16 protein-coding genes and 1 pseudogene are annotated in these 14,445 nt (G+C 75.6%); 10 read left to right on the top strand and 7 right to left on the bottom strand.

What is annotated here, in order from left to right:
• Positions 1 to 59: 59 nt before the first annotated feature.
• The 7 genes from pcp (at position 60) to K304_RS30540 (ending at position 6,935) form a co-directional block, all read left to right on the top strand.
• The gene (gene pcp, locus K304_RS0121500) at positions 60 to 722 is read left to right on the top strand and encodes a pyroglutamyl-peptidase I (protein ID WP_027765394.1); all 663 of its coding nucleotides are present in this window, start codon (positions 60 to 62) and stop codon (positions 720 to 722) included.
• Positions 723 to 895: 173 nt separating this feature from the next.
• Positions 896 to 1,981, top strand: a complete 1,086-nt coding sequence (locus K304_RS0121495; protein WP_027765393.1) for an S-(hydroxymethyl)mycothiol dehydrogenase — start codon at positions 896 to 898, stop codon at positions 1,979 to 1,981.
• The gene (locus K304_RS0121490; RefSeq protein WP_037791453.1) at positions 1,978 to 2,610 is read left to right on the top strand and encodes an MBL fold metallo-hydrolase; all 633 of its coding nucleotides are present in this window, start codon (positions 1,978 to 1,980) and stop codon (positions 2,608 to 2,610) included. The genes K304_RS0121495 and K304_RS0121490 overlap by 4 nt, the downstream gene beginning before the upstream one ends.
• A gap of 160 nt (positions 2,611 to 2,770) precedes the next feature.
• A complete protein-coding gene (locus K304_RS33495; protein WP_158687402.1) occupies positions 2,771 to 4,051 on the top strand; it encodes a DUF6745 domain-containing protein in 1,281 nt (426 codons plus the stop codon).
• 38 nt (positions 4,052 to 4,089) lie between these two features.
• Positions 4,090 to 4,563, top strand: coding sequence for a hypothetical protein (locus tag K304_RS0121480; RefSeq protein ID WP_027765391.1), 474 nt, complete (start codon positions 4,090 to 4,092; stop codon positions 4,561 to 4,563).
• Positions 4,564 to 4,600: 37 nt separating this feature from the next.
• On the top strand, positions 4,601 to 5,335 hold the full coding sequence (locus tag K304_RS0121475; protein ID WP_027765390.1) for an ATP-binding cassette domain-containing protein: 735 nt from the start codon (positions 4,601 to 4,603) through the stop codon (positions 5,333 to 5,335).
• Positions 5,316 to 6,935 carry a DUF6297 family protein gene (locus K304_RS30540; RefSeq protein WP_051308695.1) on the top strand — a complete coding sequence of 540 codons (1,620 nt, stop codon included), beginning with the start codon at positions 5,316 to 5,318 and terminating at the stop codon, positions 6,933 to 6,935. The genes K304_RS0121475 and K304_RS30540 overlap by 20 nt, the downstream gene beginning before the upstream one ends.
• Before the next feature lie 50 nt (positions 6,936 to 6,985).
• Here the strand turns inward: K304_RS30540 and K304_RS30535 are convergent, their stop codons facing one another.
• Positions 6,986 to 8,236: a calcium-binding protein gene (locus tag K304_RS30535; protein ID WP_158687401.1), complete on the bottom strand. Its 1,251-nt coding sequence runs from the start codon at positions 8,234 to 8,236 to the stop codon at positions 6,986 to 6,988.
• A 236-nt stretch (positions 8,237 to 8,472) separates the two neighbouring features.
• On the opposite strand from K304_RS30535, the gene K304_RS0121460 reads away from it, so the two are divergent.
• Positions 8,473 to 9,000, top strand: coding sequence for a hypothetical protein (locus K304_RS0121460; RefSeq protein WP_158687400.1), 528 nt, complete (start codon positions 8,473 to 8,475; stop codon positions 8,998 to 9,000).
• Between the two features lie 22 nt (positions 9,001 to 9,022).
• Here K304_RS0121460 and sigK read toward each other — a convergent pair whose 3' ends face one another.
• Complete coding sequence (sigK, locus tag K304_RS0121455; RefSeq protein WP_078529499.1) at positions 9,023 to 9,622, bottom strand: ECF RNA polymerase sigma factor SigK; 600 nt, start codon at positions 9,620 to 9,622, stop codon at positions 9,023 to 9,025.
• A gap of 299 nt (positions 9,623 to 9,921) precedes the next feature.
• On the opposite strand from sigK, the gene K304_RS0121450 reads away from it, so the two are divergent.
• Positions 9,922 to 10,152 carry a hypothetical protein gene (locus K304_RS0121450; protein WP_158687399.1) on the top strand — a complete coding sequence of 77 codons (231 nt, stop codon included), beginning with the start codon at positions 9,922 to 9,924 and terminating at the stop codon, positions 10,150 to 10,152.
• Positions 10,153 to 10,261: 109 nt separating this feature from the next.
• Here K304_RS0121450 and K304_RS0121445 read toward each other — a convergent pair whose 3' ends face one another.
• Complete coding sequence (locus K304_RS0121445) at positions 10,262 to 10,555, bottom strand: hypothetical protein (RefSeq protein ID WP_027765386.1); 294 nt, start codon at positions 10,553 to 10,555, stop codon at positions 10,262 to 10,264.
• Between the two features lie 95 nt (positions 10,556 to 10,650).
• The gene (locus K304_RS0121440) at positions 10,651 to 11,643 is read right to left on the bottom strand and encodes an esterase family protein (protein ID WP_037791450.1); all 993 of its coding nucleotides are present in this window, start codon (positions 11,641 to 11,643) and stop codon (positions 10,651 to 10,653) included.
• Between the two features lie 292 nt (positions 11,644 to 11,935).
• On the opposite strand from K304_RS0121440, the gene K304_RS0121435 reads away from it, so the two are divergent.
• The gene (locus tag K304_RS0121435) at positions 11,936 to 12,922 is read left to right on the top strand and encodes a helix-turn-helix domain-containing protein (RefSeq protein WP_027765384.1); all 987 of its coding nucleotides are present in this window, start codon (positions 11,936 to 11,938) and stop codon (positions 12,920 to 12,922) included.
• A 40-nt stretch (positions 12,923 to 12,962) separates the two neighbouring features.
• Here K304_RS0121435 and K304_RS0121430 read toward each other — a convergent pair whose 3' ends face one another.
• The 3 genes and pseudogenes from K304_RS0121430 to K304_RS0121425 form a co-directional block, all read right to left on the bottom strand.
• Positions 12,963 to 13,409 (bottom strand): SRPBCC family protein, encoded by a 447-nt coding sequence (locus K304_RS0121430; RefSeq protein WP_027765383.1) that lies wholly within the window; start codon positions 13,407 to 13,409, stop codon positions 12,963 to 12,965.
• Positions 13,410 to 13,614: 205 nt separating this feature from the next.
• Positions 13,615 to 13,794 (bottom strand): annotated as a pseudogene (locus K304_RS34200) (NUDIX hydrolase); the annotation flags it as partial.
• A gap of 17 nt (positions 13,795 to 13,811) precedes the next feature.
• The gene (locus K304_RS0121425) at positions 13,812 to 14,396 is read right to left on the bottom strand and encodes a hypothetical protein (protein WP_027765382.1); all 585 of its coding nucleotides are present in this window, start codon (positions 14,394 to 14,396) and stop codon (positions 13,812 to 13,814) included.
• Positions 14,397 to 14,445 lie beyond the last annotated feature (49 nt).

Genomic DNA, 14,445 nt, shown 5'->3' with positions numbered 1-14,445 from the left:
AGCCGCCCGACCTCCGCCACGACCCGCCCGCCACCGCCGTCACCCAGGAAGGTTCGCGCATGAGCACCCCGGACGGACCGGCACGCGTCCTCGTCACCGGCTTCGAACCGTTCGGTGGCGAGCGCACCAACCCCTCCTGGGAGGCGGTGCGTCTCCTCGACGCCGCACCGCCTCCCGGCACGCGGCTCGTCACCGCACGGCTGAGCTGCGTGTTCGGCACGGCCCTGGCCGAACTCCGCGAGGCGATCGTCCGCAGCGACCCGGACCTGGTGCTGTGCGTGGGCCAGGCCGGCGGCCGCCCCGACCTGACCGTCGAGCGCGTCGCCGTCAACGTCGACGACGCGCGCATCCCCGACAACGCGGGTCGGCAGCCCCTCGACGAACCCGTGGTGGCCGGCGGGCCCGCCGCCTACTTCGCCTCGCTGCCCGTCAAGGCGTGCGTCGCCGCCGCCCGCGCGGCGGGCGTCCCGGCGTCCGTCTCCCAGACCGCCGGCACCTTCGTGTGCAACCACGTCTTCTACGGGCTGTCCCACCTCGTCGCCACCGAACGCCCCGCCCTGCGCGGCGGCTTCGTCCACGTCCCGTTCGCCCCGCACCAGGTGCTCGCCGCGGGTGCGCCCTCGATGGCGCCCCGCGACATGGCCACCGGCCTCGCGGCGATCCTCACCGCCGCGCTCGGCACCACCACGGACCTCCGCACCGTCGAAGGGGCGACGCACTGAGCACCACACCGGGCCGCCCCCCGTCCGGCCGTCCGCACCCGGCCACCTTCGCCGTTCCCGCCCCCGGCCGCTGAGATGGCCGTGTGTCTCCCGCGTCGGGAGGGGTGAGTGCGGGGAGGATGGGCACGCGCACCCGTGGGACGACACCAGCGGCGAACGACAGGAGCAGCCGGATGCAACAGGTACGTGCCGTCGTGGCGAGGGAGAAGGACGCACCCGTCACCGTGGAGACGATCACCGTCCCCGACCCCGGCCCCGGCGAGGCCCTGGTACGGGTGCAGGCCTGCGGTGTCTGCCACACCGACCTGCACTACCGGCAGGGCGGCATCAACGACGACTTCCCCTTCCTCCTCGGCCACGAGGCGGCCGGCGTGGTCGAGGCCGTCGGCGACGGCGTCGAGGGTCTCGCACCCGGCGACTTCGTCGTCCTCAACTGGCGGGCGGTGTGCGGGCAGTGCCGCGCCTGCCTGCGCGGACAGCCCTGGTACTGCTTCGACACCCACAACGCCGCGCAGCCGATGACCCTCGCCGACGGCACACCCCTGAGCCCCGCGCTCGGCATCGGCGCCTTCGCGGAGAAGACCCTCGTGCACGCCGGCCAGTGCACCAAGGTCGACCCCGACGCCTCCCCGGCCGCCGTCGGCCTCCTCGGCTGCGGCGTCATGGCGGGCATCGGCGCCGCCCTCAACACCGGCCGGGTCGGCCGCGGCATGAACGTCGCCGTCATCGGCTGCGGCGGAGTCGGCAGCGCCGCCGTCGCCGGCTCCCGCCTGGCAGGCGCCTCCCGCGTCATCGCCGTCGACGTCGACGACCGCAAGCTGGAGTGGGCGAAGGGCCTCGGCGCCACGCACACCGTCAACGGTGCGCAGACCGACCCCGTCGAGGCGATCCGCGAACTCACCGGCGGCTTCGGCGCCGACGTCGTCATCGAGGCCGTCGGCCGCCCCGAGACCTACCGGCAGGCCTTCTACGCCCGCGACCTCGCCGGCACCGTCGTCCTCGTCGGCGTGCCCACCCCCGACATGTCCTTCCCCGACATCCCGCTGCTGGACGTCTTCGGACGCGGCGGCTCGCTCAAGTCCAGCTGGTACGGCGACTGCCTGCCGTCGCGCGACTTCCCGCTGCTGGTCGACCTCTACCGGCAGGGCCGCCTCGACCTCGACGCGTTCGTCTCCGAACGCATCGCCCTGGACGACGTCGAGGCCGCCTTCGACCGCATGCACCGCGGCGACGTCCTCCGCTCGGTGGTGATCCTGTGACCACCCCGCCCTCCCCCTCCGCCTCGCTGCGCGTCGATCACGCCGTCACCTCCGGCACGTTCAGCCTCGACGGCGAGACCCACGACGTCGACAACAACGTGTGGATCGTCGGCGACGACCGCGAGTGCGTCGTCATCGACGCCCCGCACGACACCGACCGCATCCTGCAGGCCGTCGCCGGGCGGCACGTCAAGGCGATCCTGTGCACCCACGCCCACGACGACCACGTCCGCGTCGCGCCCCGGCTGCGCGCCGCCACCGGGGCGCCGGTCCTCCTGCACCCCGACGACCGTCCGCTGTGGGAACTCACCCACCCCGACGACCACTGGGACGCCGACCTCGCCGACGGGCAGCGCCTCGACGTCGCCGGCGCCGAACTGCTCGTCCTGCACACCCCGGGCCACGCCCCCGGCGCCGTCTGCTTCCACGCCCCCGCACTGGGCGCCGTCTTCACCGGCGACACCCTCTTCCAGGGCGGGCCCGGCGCCACCGGCCGCTCCTACAGCGACCACGACGTCATCGTCGCCTCCATCCGCGCCCGCCTCCTCACCCTCCCTCCCGACACCACCGTCCACACCGGCCACGGCCCCGACACCACCATCGCCGCCGAGACCGCCGCCCTCGGCTGACACACCCACCGGGCCGGCCGGAGGGCGGACGGCGCCGGGGACGGAGGCGTGGACGGCGCCGGGGAGGCGTGGGCGGCGCCGAAATCCCGTTGCCGGCAGCGGCGCAGGGTGTCACCATCCCTCCCATGACCCACGGAAAGGCGGACACCGCCACCCTCCGGTGAGCGCCGGGCCGCGCCGGCGCGGGGAGTTCTCCCGCAGCCCTGCCACCCGTCACGATCCCGGCACCCCCCGCCGACGCCTCGCCACCGCTCGCGCACTACGCGACGAGTGGCTCGCGCTCGGCCTGTCCACCGCTCCCGCCGACCGGACGACGGCGGAGGCGGCCGTCACCGGGCTGTACCGGCTCGTCGGGGCACCGGCCCCGGACTTCCACTGGACACCGTCGCCCGCGGCGGGCCTGCGTGCCGTCCTCGAACGTCCCGACGTCTTCCCCGCCCCGCCCCTGCGCCGCCCCGTGATACCGCGGCGCGGCCACGACTGGCCCGTCGCCGCCCGTCTGGCCGGCCTGACCGCGGAGTTCCGCCGGGGCCGCGACCCGTGGGACGCCCCACGCGCCTGGTGGCACTACGCCGAGCGGGACGCCGAACGCGCGCGGACGCTGCCGCCCGAGGAGGCCCTGGACGCGGGCGTTCCGCTCGCCACGGTCCTGCGTGCGGCGGTGTACGAGCCGCTGGACGCCACCCTGCGCGACGCCTGCCGCACCCCGCTGCGCTCCGGCCTGTTCGCCGACGACGCCGTGCCGGGAGTCGCGGCGTCCGAAGCCGCCTCGCGGCTGACCTGGTTCGGCCAGCACGACGCGCACTGGGTCGCCCGGCGCGACATCGGCGCCCGCCTCGCCGGACGCGTCGGCAGGGACCACCAGCTCGACCTGTGGGCGGCCCTGGCCCGCTCCGTCGGCTGGTGGTGGCCCGGCGACGGCGCGTGCGTCATGGCCGGCCGCCCGGTCGAGGTGCACACCGAACCCGCGCCGGGCGCCCGCCACGGCGCACTGCGCCTGCACCACGACGACGCCCCGGCCGTCCGCTACGCCGACGGCACCGGCGTCCACGTCGTGCACGGCGCCCCGGTGCCCAGGTGGGTCCTCACCGACCCGACGGTCGAACGCATCCACCGCGAGCGGAACATCGAGGTGCGGCGTACCGCCATCGAGCGCCTCGGCTGGGACGCCTACATCGACCAGGCCGGTCTCCGCCGCGTCGCCTCCGCCGACGACCCCGGCAACCCGGGCTCCCGCCTCCACCTCTACGACGCGCCACGCGCCCTGTGGGGGCGCCCCGTCCGGCTGCTGCTCGCCGTCAACGGCTCCGTCGAACCCGACGGGCGCCGCCGCCGCTACGGGCTGAGCGTGCCCGCGTACTTCGACGACCCGCTGGCCGCCGCCGGCTGGTCCTACGGCCTCACCGCCGAGCAGTACGCCCTGCTCGCCCGCCGCACCTGACCGCCCTCCCGCCCCCGACACACCACAGGTGATGCCCCATGACCCCGCAGACAGCCCCGCACACAGCCCTTCCTACGCTCGCCGACCTCACCGCCCGCACCGGTCTCGACGTCCTCGACCACCTGGAACGCCAGGTCACCGTCCCCGTCGTCGGCGGGCTCCAGGCACAGGGCGACCTCGTCGTCGTCCCGCATGCGATGCTGCCGTTCGTCACCGAGGCCGGATGGGACCGCTGGCGCGACGTCCCCGCCTCCGGCGTGGAACTGCTGCGCAGCGCGGGAGGAGGCAACCCGCACACCCTGACCGCCGACCCCGGCGCCTGCCGCTGGACCTCGGGAGTCCGCGACACCCAGGGACTCGCCCTCGCACTGATCGAGAACACCTCCACCGCCTACCTCCTCCACCCCGAGCACGGTGCCAACGGCATCGCCCCCGGCCGCTGGGTCGTGCGCCGCCAACGCGAACGGACCCACCACACCGGCCGGCCCGCCAACCGCCTGGTCGCCGACTGAACACCCCGTCCGCCGCGTGCCGGTAGCCTCGGCACGTGTGACCCGAGGACCCCACACACCGGACGAACCGCTGCTGCGGATGCGGGACGTCGGCCACCGGTACGGCGAGCACGAGGTGCTGCGGGACGTCGGTCTCGACGTGCGTCCCGGCGAGTGCGTCGCCCTGCTCGGCGACAACGGGTCCGGCAAGTCGACCCTGCTCCGGCTGGCCTGCGGTCGCGAGCAACCCACCTCCGGCGAGGTCCGGTTCGCCGGACGAGCCGTGACCGAGGACGACCCGTCGGTCCGCCGTGACGTCGCCACCGTGATGGACGCCGGAGCGTTCTACCCCGACCTGACCGTCCGGGAGCACCTGATGCTGGTCGCTCTCGCCCACGGCGGAGGCCGCGCGGCCGAGGCCGACGTGGAGCGGGTGCTCGCGGCGCACGGACTGGCCACGCTCCACGACCGGCTTCCGTCGTCGCTCTCCTCCGGGCAGGTCCAGTGCCTCCTGCTGGCCGCCGCGTTCGTCCGGCCGCACCGGCTGCTCGTCCTCGACGAGCCCGAACAGCGGCTGGACGCCGGCGCCCGCGCACGCCTGACGGGCCGCCTCGCCGCCCACACGGCGGCGGGTGCGGCCGTACTGCTGGCGACGCACCACCGGCCGCTCGCGGAGGCCCTCGCCGAGCGCACCGTCGTCCTCGCCGACGGAACCGCGCCCGGGGATCGCACCGCTCCCGAGGTCCGCCCCGACGCCGACGCGGAGAGCGCCGGTGCACGCGGCGACCGCTGAGGAGAGGCCGCTCGGCGCCGGTGGCCGATCCGTCGAGGCGACGGCCTACCTGCGACGGCTGCGTGCCCCGGCGCGGGCCCGCCGCCGCCGCGACACGCTGCTCCTCGTCTACGGGTGTGCGCTCGTGGCCGCGGTCTGGATCGTGCCGTACCTGGTGCGCGTGGCGCAGGAGGCGCAGACGGGACGGCTTCGGGCGGCGGCGGACGACGTGCTGCCCGGGCTGCTCCCGGTCTCCGCCGCCGCCGTCTGCCTGCTCGTCGTGGTCCTCGCAGCCGCGAACGCCCGGTGGCGCGGGCCGGTACGCCTCGACCCGCCGACCGTCGACTGGCTGCTGGCCGCGCCCGTGCCGCGCGCGGCGCTGCTCCGCCCCCGCTTCCGTGCCGCCGCCGCGCGCGCCGCGACGCTCGGCGCGGTGACCGGCGGCGTGGCCGGCTTCGCGCTGACCGCCCTCACGCCGGGCGGCGGGCCCGCTCTCGTCGCGGCGGGGGCCCTGGCGGGGCTGCTCACCGCCGCGTCCGGGGTGGCGGCCGGGCTGATGGTGGAGCGCTACGACGATGTGCCCGCCGTCACGCGCGGGCTGCGTCGCGCGGTCCGCGGGGCCGTGACGGCCACCTGCGCGGCGGTCGCACTCGCCGCGGCGCACGGGCTGCCGGCCGGCGTGGTGCTCTGGTCCGGACCGTGGGGCTGGGCCGTGCAGCCGTTGGCTGCGGCAGCGGGCACGCCGGGCACGTGGTGGTGGCCGGCGGGCACCGGAGCCGCGGTGGGCGCGACCGCGCTCCTGCTGGCGCGGGCCGACCGTGCGGCGGCCCGCGTTCCCGCCCGTGCGCTGCGCCGCCGGGCGACCGCCGGGGTCCGGGTGGCCGCGTCGCTCGCCACGCTCGACCTCCGGCAGGCTCGCGCGACGGTGACCGCCACGGCCGGGCTCCGTACCACCGCCGCACGCCCCCGGTTCCGGATTCCCCCGCCCCGGACCGCCGTCCTGGTGGTGCCCTGGCGCGACCTCACCGGCCTGCTGCGCGCACCCCGGCACCCGGTGGCGGCGGCCCTGTGGTCCGGCGTCGCGCTCGCCGCGAGCTGCGCCGCACCGACCCCGGCGGTCGCCGCGTGCACCCTCGGCGCCGGCTACCTCGCCGCCGCCCGCCTCGCCGAACCGGCACGGGTGGAGCACGACGACCCGCGTCGCCGGGCCAACCTGCCGCATCCTGCCGGCCGGCTCGCGCTCGCCCACGCCGTGGTCCCCGCCGCCGCCCTGCTCACCCTTCTCGGGCTGGGCAACGCCACCCTTGCCGCGGCGGGAGCCTGGACTCCGCTCGCCGCGCAACTCCTCCTCGCCGTCCCGGCGCTGGTCGGTGCGGTGCTGGTGAGTGCCTGCCGCGGCCCCGTGCCGACGCGTCTGCTGCTGGGCACCGAGACGCCGTTCGGCAACACCGGCCCGATGCAGGCCGCGCTGTGGTACGTCCGCGGGCCGCTCGTCGCCCTGGCGCTGCTCGTTCCCGCATGCGCGGCCGCGCCCGGCCTCGTCCCCACCCTGTGGACGGCGTTCGCGGGCCTCCCGCTGCTCGGCTACGCACAGCGGTCCGCCCGCCGGGCGGGAGCCTGACGGGCGGACCGGGGTGTGGTGCGTGGACCGGGGCGTGGTGCCGGGTGCGCCTACCCCGTGGAGGGGCTGGCGCCGTGCAGGCGGGCGCGATGGGCTGCCTGCGCGGCGCCGACCTCGTCGTCGAGGGTGGCCGCTTCACGCAGCGGGCGCAGCGCGTCCTCGCAGTAGGTGGCGAAGTCCGTCGCCGTCGACGCCGTACGGCCGCAGTCGTCGGAGTCCGCTCCGCCGTCCAGCAGGTTGGCGCCCGGTCCGGCGTCGAGCCGGTCGTTGCCGGCGCCGCCGTACAGGCGGTCCGCGCCGCCTGCCGTCCCGACCGCGCGCACGGCCGCGTTGTCGGCGTTGTCACCGAACAGCGCGTCGTCGCCGGCCCGGCCGAACACCGTGTCGCTGCCCGCGGTCGCCGCCGTGCCGTCGCCCACGGCGCTGTCGCCGACCAGCATCATCTCCGCCGCGCTGCCACCGATCAGCATGTCGTCGCCGGAGCCGACGGCGGTGCCGTCGGGCGTGAGGTGGTCGCCGATGGCGAACATGCCGCCGTCCTCGCCGAGGTCCACCACGTCGTGGCCGCCGTGGCCCGTCGCGGAGCCGACGAAGGCCACGCTGTCGCCGAACGCCGCCCCCGCGGCGCCCTTGCCCTCCCGCAGCACGTCGCTGCCGGCGCCGTACGCGTCGCCGTCCTCCGCGACGGAGTCGCCGACCAGGACGTCGTCCCCGGCGTCGCCCTCCAGGGTGTCCGCGCCGCCGCCGTTCGCCTGCGCGCCCTTGGCGTCGCCGACCAGGACGTCCGGGCCGGGACCGCCGGAGAGCCAGTCGGCTCCCGCGCCGGAGGCCCGGCCGTGCGGGGCGTACCCGTCACCGATGACGTCGTCCGGCCCGGCCCCGCCGTAGAGGCGGTCCGCGCCACCGCCGCTCGCCGCGGCGCCGAGGCTGAGCGAGTCGCCGACGACGGTGTCGGGCCCGGCGCCGCCGTGCACGATGTCGTTCCCCGGCCCGCCGACGACCACGTCCACGCCGCTCAGGCCGCAGATGACGTCGTCGCCACCGAGACCGTCGATCGTGTCGTGCCCTCGGGTGCCGATGATCACGTCGTCGTCGGGTGTCCCGGTCGTGCCGGTCACCGTGGCCGTACGGCCGAAGCACAGCTCCGGCGCCGTCTGCGCGGTGCCGGTGCCCGCGCCCCCGAACGTCAGCAGGCTCGCCGCGGTCAGCACGCCGGCCGCGAACGCGGCCCGGCGCCTCCCGCCCCTGCGCGCGTCCCGTGCGCGGGACGGCGCATCGGTCCCGAATCCCGTTGCAGCCATCGGCATCGCCCTCACCCTTCGGTGCGCCCGCCCTTCTGGCGGTCGTACGTCGGGCCGAGTCATTGCCGTCCCGCACGCGCGGTTCGCGACGGGAGGGGCGCCCCCATCCGAACGGCCCACCCCCGTCACACCGATGGCCCGGGGCGCGGGCCCGGTCCCCGCCGGGTGCCGTTGCGGCCATCGGCGTGACGGGGGTGCCGCACGGCCACGCGAGCGGCGGCGGGAGAATGCGGGACGTGAACGACACCGTCGCCGTCGCGCTGATCACCTCGGTCTCCACGCTGACCGCCGCCGGGCTGACCGGAGTCGTGTCGGCTCGGGTGACGGGCCGCCAGCTCCGGCACCAGCGGGAACTGGCCCGTGAGGAGCGCGCCGAGCAGCGCGCCGCCGCACACCGTGCCCTGTGCCGCGAGGCGTGCGAACGGTTCCTCGCCGAGGCCGACCGCGCCTACCGCACGCTCGACGCCGCCTGGACCGCGGCACCCGGCGCCGCCCCCGACGCGGAGGCGGGCTTCGCCGCCCGCCGGGCGGTGGACGAGGCGTTCGTCCGCCTCCAGGTCGCCGGGCCCGACGCCGTGGCCGCGCAGGGCGCCGAGGTGGTCGCCGCCATCGGCGAGGAGTTCCGCCGTGTCGCGCGCAGGGAACCGTCCGGGCGCGCCGACGCGCTCCGCTCCCGTGCCGCCGTCACCGACGCCTTCGCCCGTACGGCCCGCCACGTGCTGGCGCCCGCACCCGGGCACGCGTCGCCGGCCCCGGAGGGCTGACCTTCCTGGCCAGAAGTGCCGGTCAGGCCGTGCGGAGGCAGTCCCGCAGCCGGTACAGGCCGTCGCGCATGCGCGACTTGACCGTGCCCAGGGCCAGGCCGAGGCGTTCCGCGACCTCCGGGTAGGTGAAACCGCCGTAGTAGGCCAGCGTCAGGGATTCGTGCTGGCGGGGCGTCAGCGTCTCCAGGCAGTGCCGCACCCGCGTGTGCTCCTCGCGGCGCTCCACCTCCTCGGCGACCTCGTCGTACGGCACCGCGTAGGCCAGCAGCCCGGCCCGGTGCTCCCGTTCGGCGGCGGCTCGTACCGTCCGCAGGCGGTCCACGGCGCGCCGGTGCGCCAGCGTCAGCACCCACGTCAGCGCGCTGCCCTGCCGGGCGTCGAACCGCGCCGCCGTGCGCCAGACCTCGACCAGGGTGTCCTGGCAGACGTCCTCCGCCTGGGCGGCGTCCCTCAGCACCCGGCGGGCCAGCCCGAACACGGGTGCGGCGACGGAGCCGTAGAGGCCGGTGAAGGCGTCCCGGTCCCCGTCGGCGACGCGGACGAGGAGCGCGTCCAGCTCTGCGCCCAGCGGGGGTCTCGGTGGCGTGCCGGGTGTGGGGACGGCTTGGGTCGGCGCGGGCATGCCTGGCCTCCGGGGAGGTGCGGTACGGACGTACGGACGGTGCGCCCGCGGGCAGCCTACGGGTTCTCGCACGGTCGTGGCCCGTTCCCGGTGTCCCCGAACGGCGGACCGAAACCTGCGGGCCGAACCCGCGGTGGTCGCCGCCCGTGCGGGTGGTGTGCGGGCGGGTGCACCCGCCTCACCTGCGGCGATGGGCGGCACGTCCTGCGTGCCACTGAAAGGATGAAAGGGAAATACGTAGCGAAAGGTTGGCGTGCCCGGGCACGTGAGTTCCCTTCCCGGACAAGGATTCCCGCACGATGCGTACTGCCCTTCGCACCGCCGTGGCCGGCGCCCTGGCCGCACCGCTCCTCGTCGTCGCCGCGTCCGGCGCCGCCACCGCCGACGAGTCCCGCTACTGCAAGGAGAAGACCCGGGCGACCGCCCACGAAGCCATCACCAAGTCCGTCTGCAGCGAGGCCTACACCGACGGCACGCTCGGCTTCGAGGAGGACGGCATCCTCACCGACGTGGTCCAGCGGCTGCTCTGACGCGATGCGCACACGTGGGGCCGGACGCGCAACTTGCGCGTCCGGCCCCACACGCCTGCGCGGGCACCGCTCCCCGGTGCCGTTCCCCGGAGCGGCTCCCGAGGCACGTTCACCCGGAACGGAACGCCGCCTCCATGCGCTCCCGCCAGTCCCGGTCGGCGAAGCCGGTCGCCATCAGAGCGTCCCGGTAGTCGGCGTGTGCCAGGTCGACCAGCGCCACCAGCGTGTCCACGTCGCCCGCCGCCTTCAGGACGATCGCGGCCTGCACCCGCTGAGCCTCCAGCGGCCAGGCCTCGCCCCACTCCTCCAGCAGCGCGCACACCCGGGACGCCACCACCGGCTCGGGGAAGTCCCGCCGAATCCTCCCGGCGACCCGCTCGTCGATCTTCCCGCGCTCCGGCATTCCGCCCGCCTCCCCGCACTCCGCCACCCGGCTGGAGCACCAGGGTGCCAGGAGGCGGCGCCCGCCGCCGCCGTTCCCGCGTCCGCTCGCGCCGGTTACGCCTTGCGGAGCCGGGCGATGACGCCGTCGAGATCCCGGCGGAACATGTAGTCGCGGAAGATGTGGCCGCGAGGCTCCTCGTGCCACTCGTGCGGGATCCCGGCCTGCCCGAGCAGGCCGCGGAACTCGCGATGCCCGGCGAGGACCTGCGTCTCGTTGACCGTGTCGAACCAGTTGACGGGATCGGGGCTGGTCCCGGCGACGAGGAAGACCCGCTTGTTGCGGTAGCTCGGGATGCGCTCGACCGGGTTGTCCGCGCTCACCCGCGCCTCGTCCCACAGTGGGGCGCCGTAGACGGTGCCACCGGCCAGGTCCAGCGCGGCCGAGGACGCGTTGGCCCAGTGGGTGACGAGACCGAAGTCGCGGCGGATGCTGGCCGGACCGGAGTGGGAACTCACCGACGCGAAGTGCCCGTAGTACTTGGCCGCGTACTTCAGCGCGCCGAAGCCGCCCATCGAGAAGCCGGACACGGCACGGCCGTCGTACTCGGCGTAGGTGCGGAAGTTGGCGTCGATCCAGGGGAGCAGTTGCGCGATGTGGAAGGTCTCCCAGTTCCGCGGACCGACGTTGGACGTGACGGGGTTCGAGTACCAGCCGGCGTGCCCGCCGTCGGGCATCACGACGATGATCGGCTTCCCGGCGGTCAGCTGCCGGATGCCCCAGCGGTCGAACGTGATGAAGTCCTGGTCCACGCCGCCGCCGTGGAAGAGGTACAGGACCGGGTACCGGCGGCCGCTGGTGTGGTAGCCGTCGGGGAGCAGGACGTTGACGCCCGGGTCCCACCCGATGGCGTCCGTCGCGAACCGGTAGTACCACATGCGGGGGTCGGACTCGTTGTGGTCGACGATGCGCAGGCCGAAGCCGTCGCCGGCCGCCGCGGCCGGCGCAGCCGACGCGAGGACACCCGCGCCGCCCAGGGCCGCCGCTGCGGACAGCCCGCCGGCCGCCTTCAGAAGACCTCGACGCGTGGGACGGTGCTCGCTCACCATGACCTCCAAGGGGGGACGTGCCTCGGCAGCGGCGCTCCGCGCGCGCCGTGCCGTGGCGCCGTGTCAGGGCCCGTGAGCGTAGGCACGTGCCCCCGCGGCGGCGGCCCCCGATTTCCGCCACAGTCGAAAACCCCAGGAAACCGGCCGCTAGCGCGTGTTGCGAAAGTCGCGTCTGCGGGGCGGTGCCCAGCACGCACGCTCGCTGCGTAGCCGGGCCTCGGCGCAGCCCGCTGCGCTCTCGGCCCTCCGGGCGGACGACGCCACTTTCGCAACACGCCCTAGCCTCGGCCCCATGGCCGGCATGCTGCGCATCCACTTCAGCGACCGCGACTTCCGGCACGTGCAGCTCACGAAGTCCGCGGACCCCATGTGGGAGGTCGTGCTCGGGCTGCACGTGCTCACCACCCCCCTGTCCCGGCTCCCCGCGCGCCTGCGCCCGTGGCGCCGACGCGCCGACGAGCGGCTGCAGGGCGACGACCTGCGCGCCGCCTGCCGGCTGCTGCGCGACCTCGCCCCGGCGAACGCCCCCTACTTCCCGGACTTCCTCACCCCGTCCGAGTCCTCCGAGGGGCTGTCGGCGGCTCTGGAAGCCCTGCGCGCCACGCCCGGCCCGCGGCTCGTCCGCGAACTGCGCCTGGCCGCCCGGCACCGGCCGCTGCCCGGGTGGATACGCCGCCTGGCCTCAGGCGACCGGGCGCTCCTCGGCGGGGTCGCCGACGCCGCACGGCACTTCCACACCCGGCTGATCCTGCCGGACTGGAGCGAGGTCGAGGCCACCGTCGCCGCCGACCGCGAAGGGCACCTGGACGCGCTGGACGGCGGCCTCCCGGCGGTACTGGGCACGCTGGAACCGTTCGTGTGGCGGGACTCCGTCCTCACCGCGCCCTATCCGGTGGACCACGACCTGCGCCTCCACGGCCGCGGCGTCCGGCTCGTGCCGTCCTTCTTCTGCCACACCGCGCCCATCGCGATCGCCGACCCCAACCTGCCGCCGGTCGTGGTCTACCCGGTCCGCAGCCACCCGCCGGGGGCGGAGAACCCCTCAGGGGCACCGGCGGCGCTCGCCGCCCTCCTCGGCACCGCACGCTCCCGCGTGCTTCACGCCCTCACCGCCACCGACACCACCGGCGCCATCGCCGCCCGCCTCGGCATGCCGGCCTCCACCGCCAGCGGCCACCTCACGGTGCTGCGCGCGGCCGGCCTGGTCCACAGCCGACGCTCCGGCCCGCACGTGGTGCACCGCCTCACCGGCCGCGGCCGTCACCTGCTGGGCCGCTGACAACCCCCGCCCATCGACGTGCGTGGGGGCCGCCCCGCACTCAACGGGCCTCCTCCACCGCTGCCTTGATGCGCCGCCCGAAGTCCTCGGCCTCCTTCCTCGCCGCCTTGAGCGCGGGGCCGACGAGCAGCCTGCCCACCCCGTGTCCCGTCAGGGTGTTGAACAGCCGCACCCGCGTCCTGCCCTCGCCCAGCGGCTCCAGGTCGTAACCGCCCTCGCCGGTGACGAGGTTCTTCGACGTCTCCGTCCAGCGCATGCTGCGAGGCGCCTCGAACCCCGTGATCCGGAACTCCCGGCGGGTCTTCACCCCGGCGTCCTTCACCGTGCTCCGGTACACCGTCCCGACGCCCGTGGTGCCTTCGGTGGTCTTCTTCATCTCCAGCACCCGGGGACTGAACTTCGGGTCGTTCTCCCCGTCCGCGAGAAACGCGAACACCTCCTCGACCGGCCGGTCGACCTCCGTGACCACATCGAACTGTCCAGCCATCACATCTCCGGTGCACGTAGGGAAGACTCCGAGGGAACGACTCCCACTCTGCGAAGGCTAGCCGCGAGGACCGACAGAGCCTCGTGACGACACCGCGCACCGACACGTGCGCCGACGGCCGCCCGACCGGTGGGCCCCGTCGAGCCGGGTGCACCAGCCCGGGCGGCCGGGCGGGCCAGGCGGGCGGTCCGGCCAGGGAAGCGCAGTGCTGAAGCAGACCGCCGACCGCGACCGGCGGTACGTGGCCGGTCGCGGGAAGACTCCGCGCCAGGCCGAGTCCGACGGCCACCAGCGACGACCGGCGCAGGCGCGCGACCTCGGACAGCGGAGTCCAGACCGACCCGGCCGTCGCGCCGTTCGACTCGGCGCGCAGCCGCCCGCCCGACCCGTTGCCCGTCCGGCTCACCCGGTGGGCGGCAGCTCCTCCACCCGCCCGTCGAACCGTGCGCCGGCGAACGCCAGCCCGGCGAGGGTCAGGTCGACGGAATCCCGCGGAATGGTGGTGGCCTTGACCACCGCCAACGCGCACCCCCCGAGTCCCGCGTCCCAGGCGGGCGCGCTCCCGGGATGGGCGGCCAGGAAGCTCTGCGGGTACAGCGGCCACAGAACCAGCCGCAGCATCTTCAGGCCGAGGAACGTCGAGTGCTGCACCTGCAGCGCCACGCGTCCCACCTCGCCCCAGGACACCGCGAGGGAGACCTCGGAACTGCCTTCCAGGCGAAGGCCGTTCGGGTCGAAGAAGTAGGCCGCGCCGGTCTCCCGAAGGGCCAGCGGTGCGTGGCTCATGGCGTTGACGCCCCGCGACGGATCCCTTCTGGGATCGAGCACGGCCCGCCGGAAGCGCTTGGTGAAGGCCGACCCGGTCGCACCGCCGGCGAACCCCCAGACCGCCTTCGCGAACGCCACGGGCGAGGGCCGCATCATCCGCACCGGCACCCGGACCACCCCGGCCGGGGGCCGTACGTCATCACGCGGAAAGAACGTCATGGCACTCCGATCCTGGTGACCGTTCTCGGGGTCCCGCCGGGAACCACGT

Source organism: Streptomyces sp. CNS606, from assembly GCF_000426325.1.
Note: the sequence above shows the minus strand (reverse complement) of the source record. Positions and strands in the feature narration are given on the sequence as shown.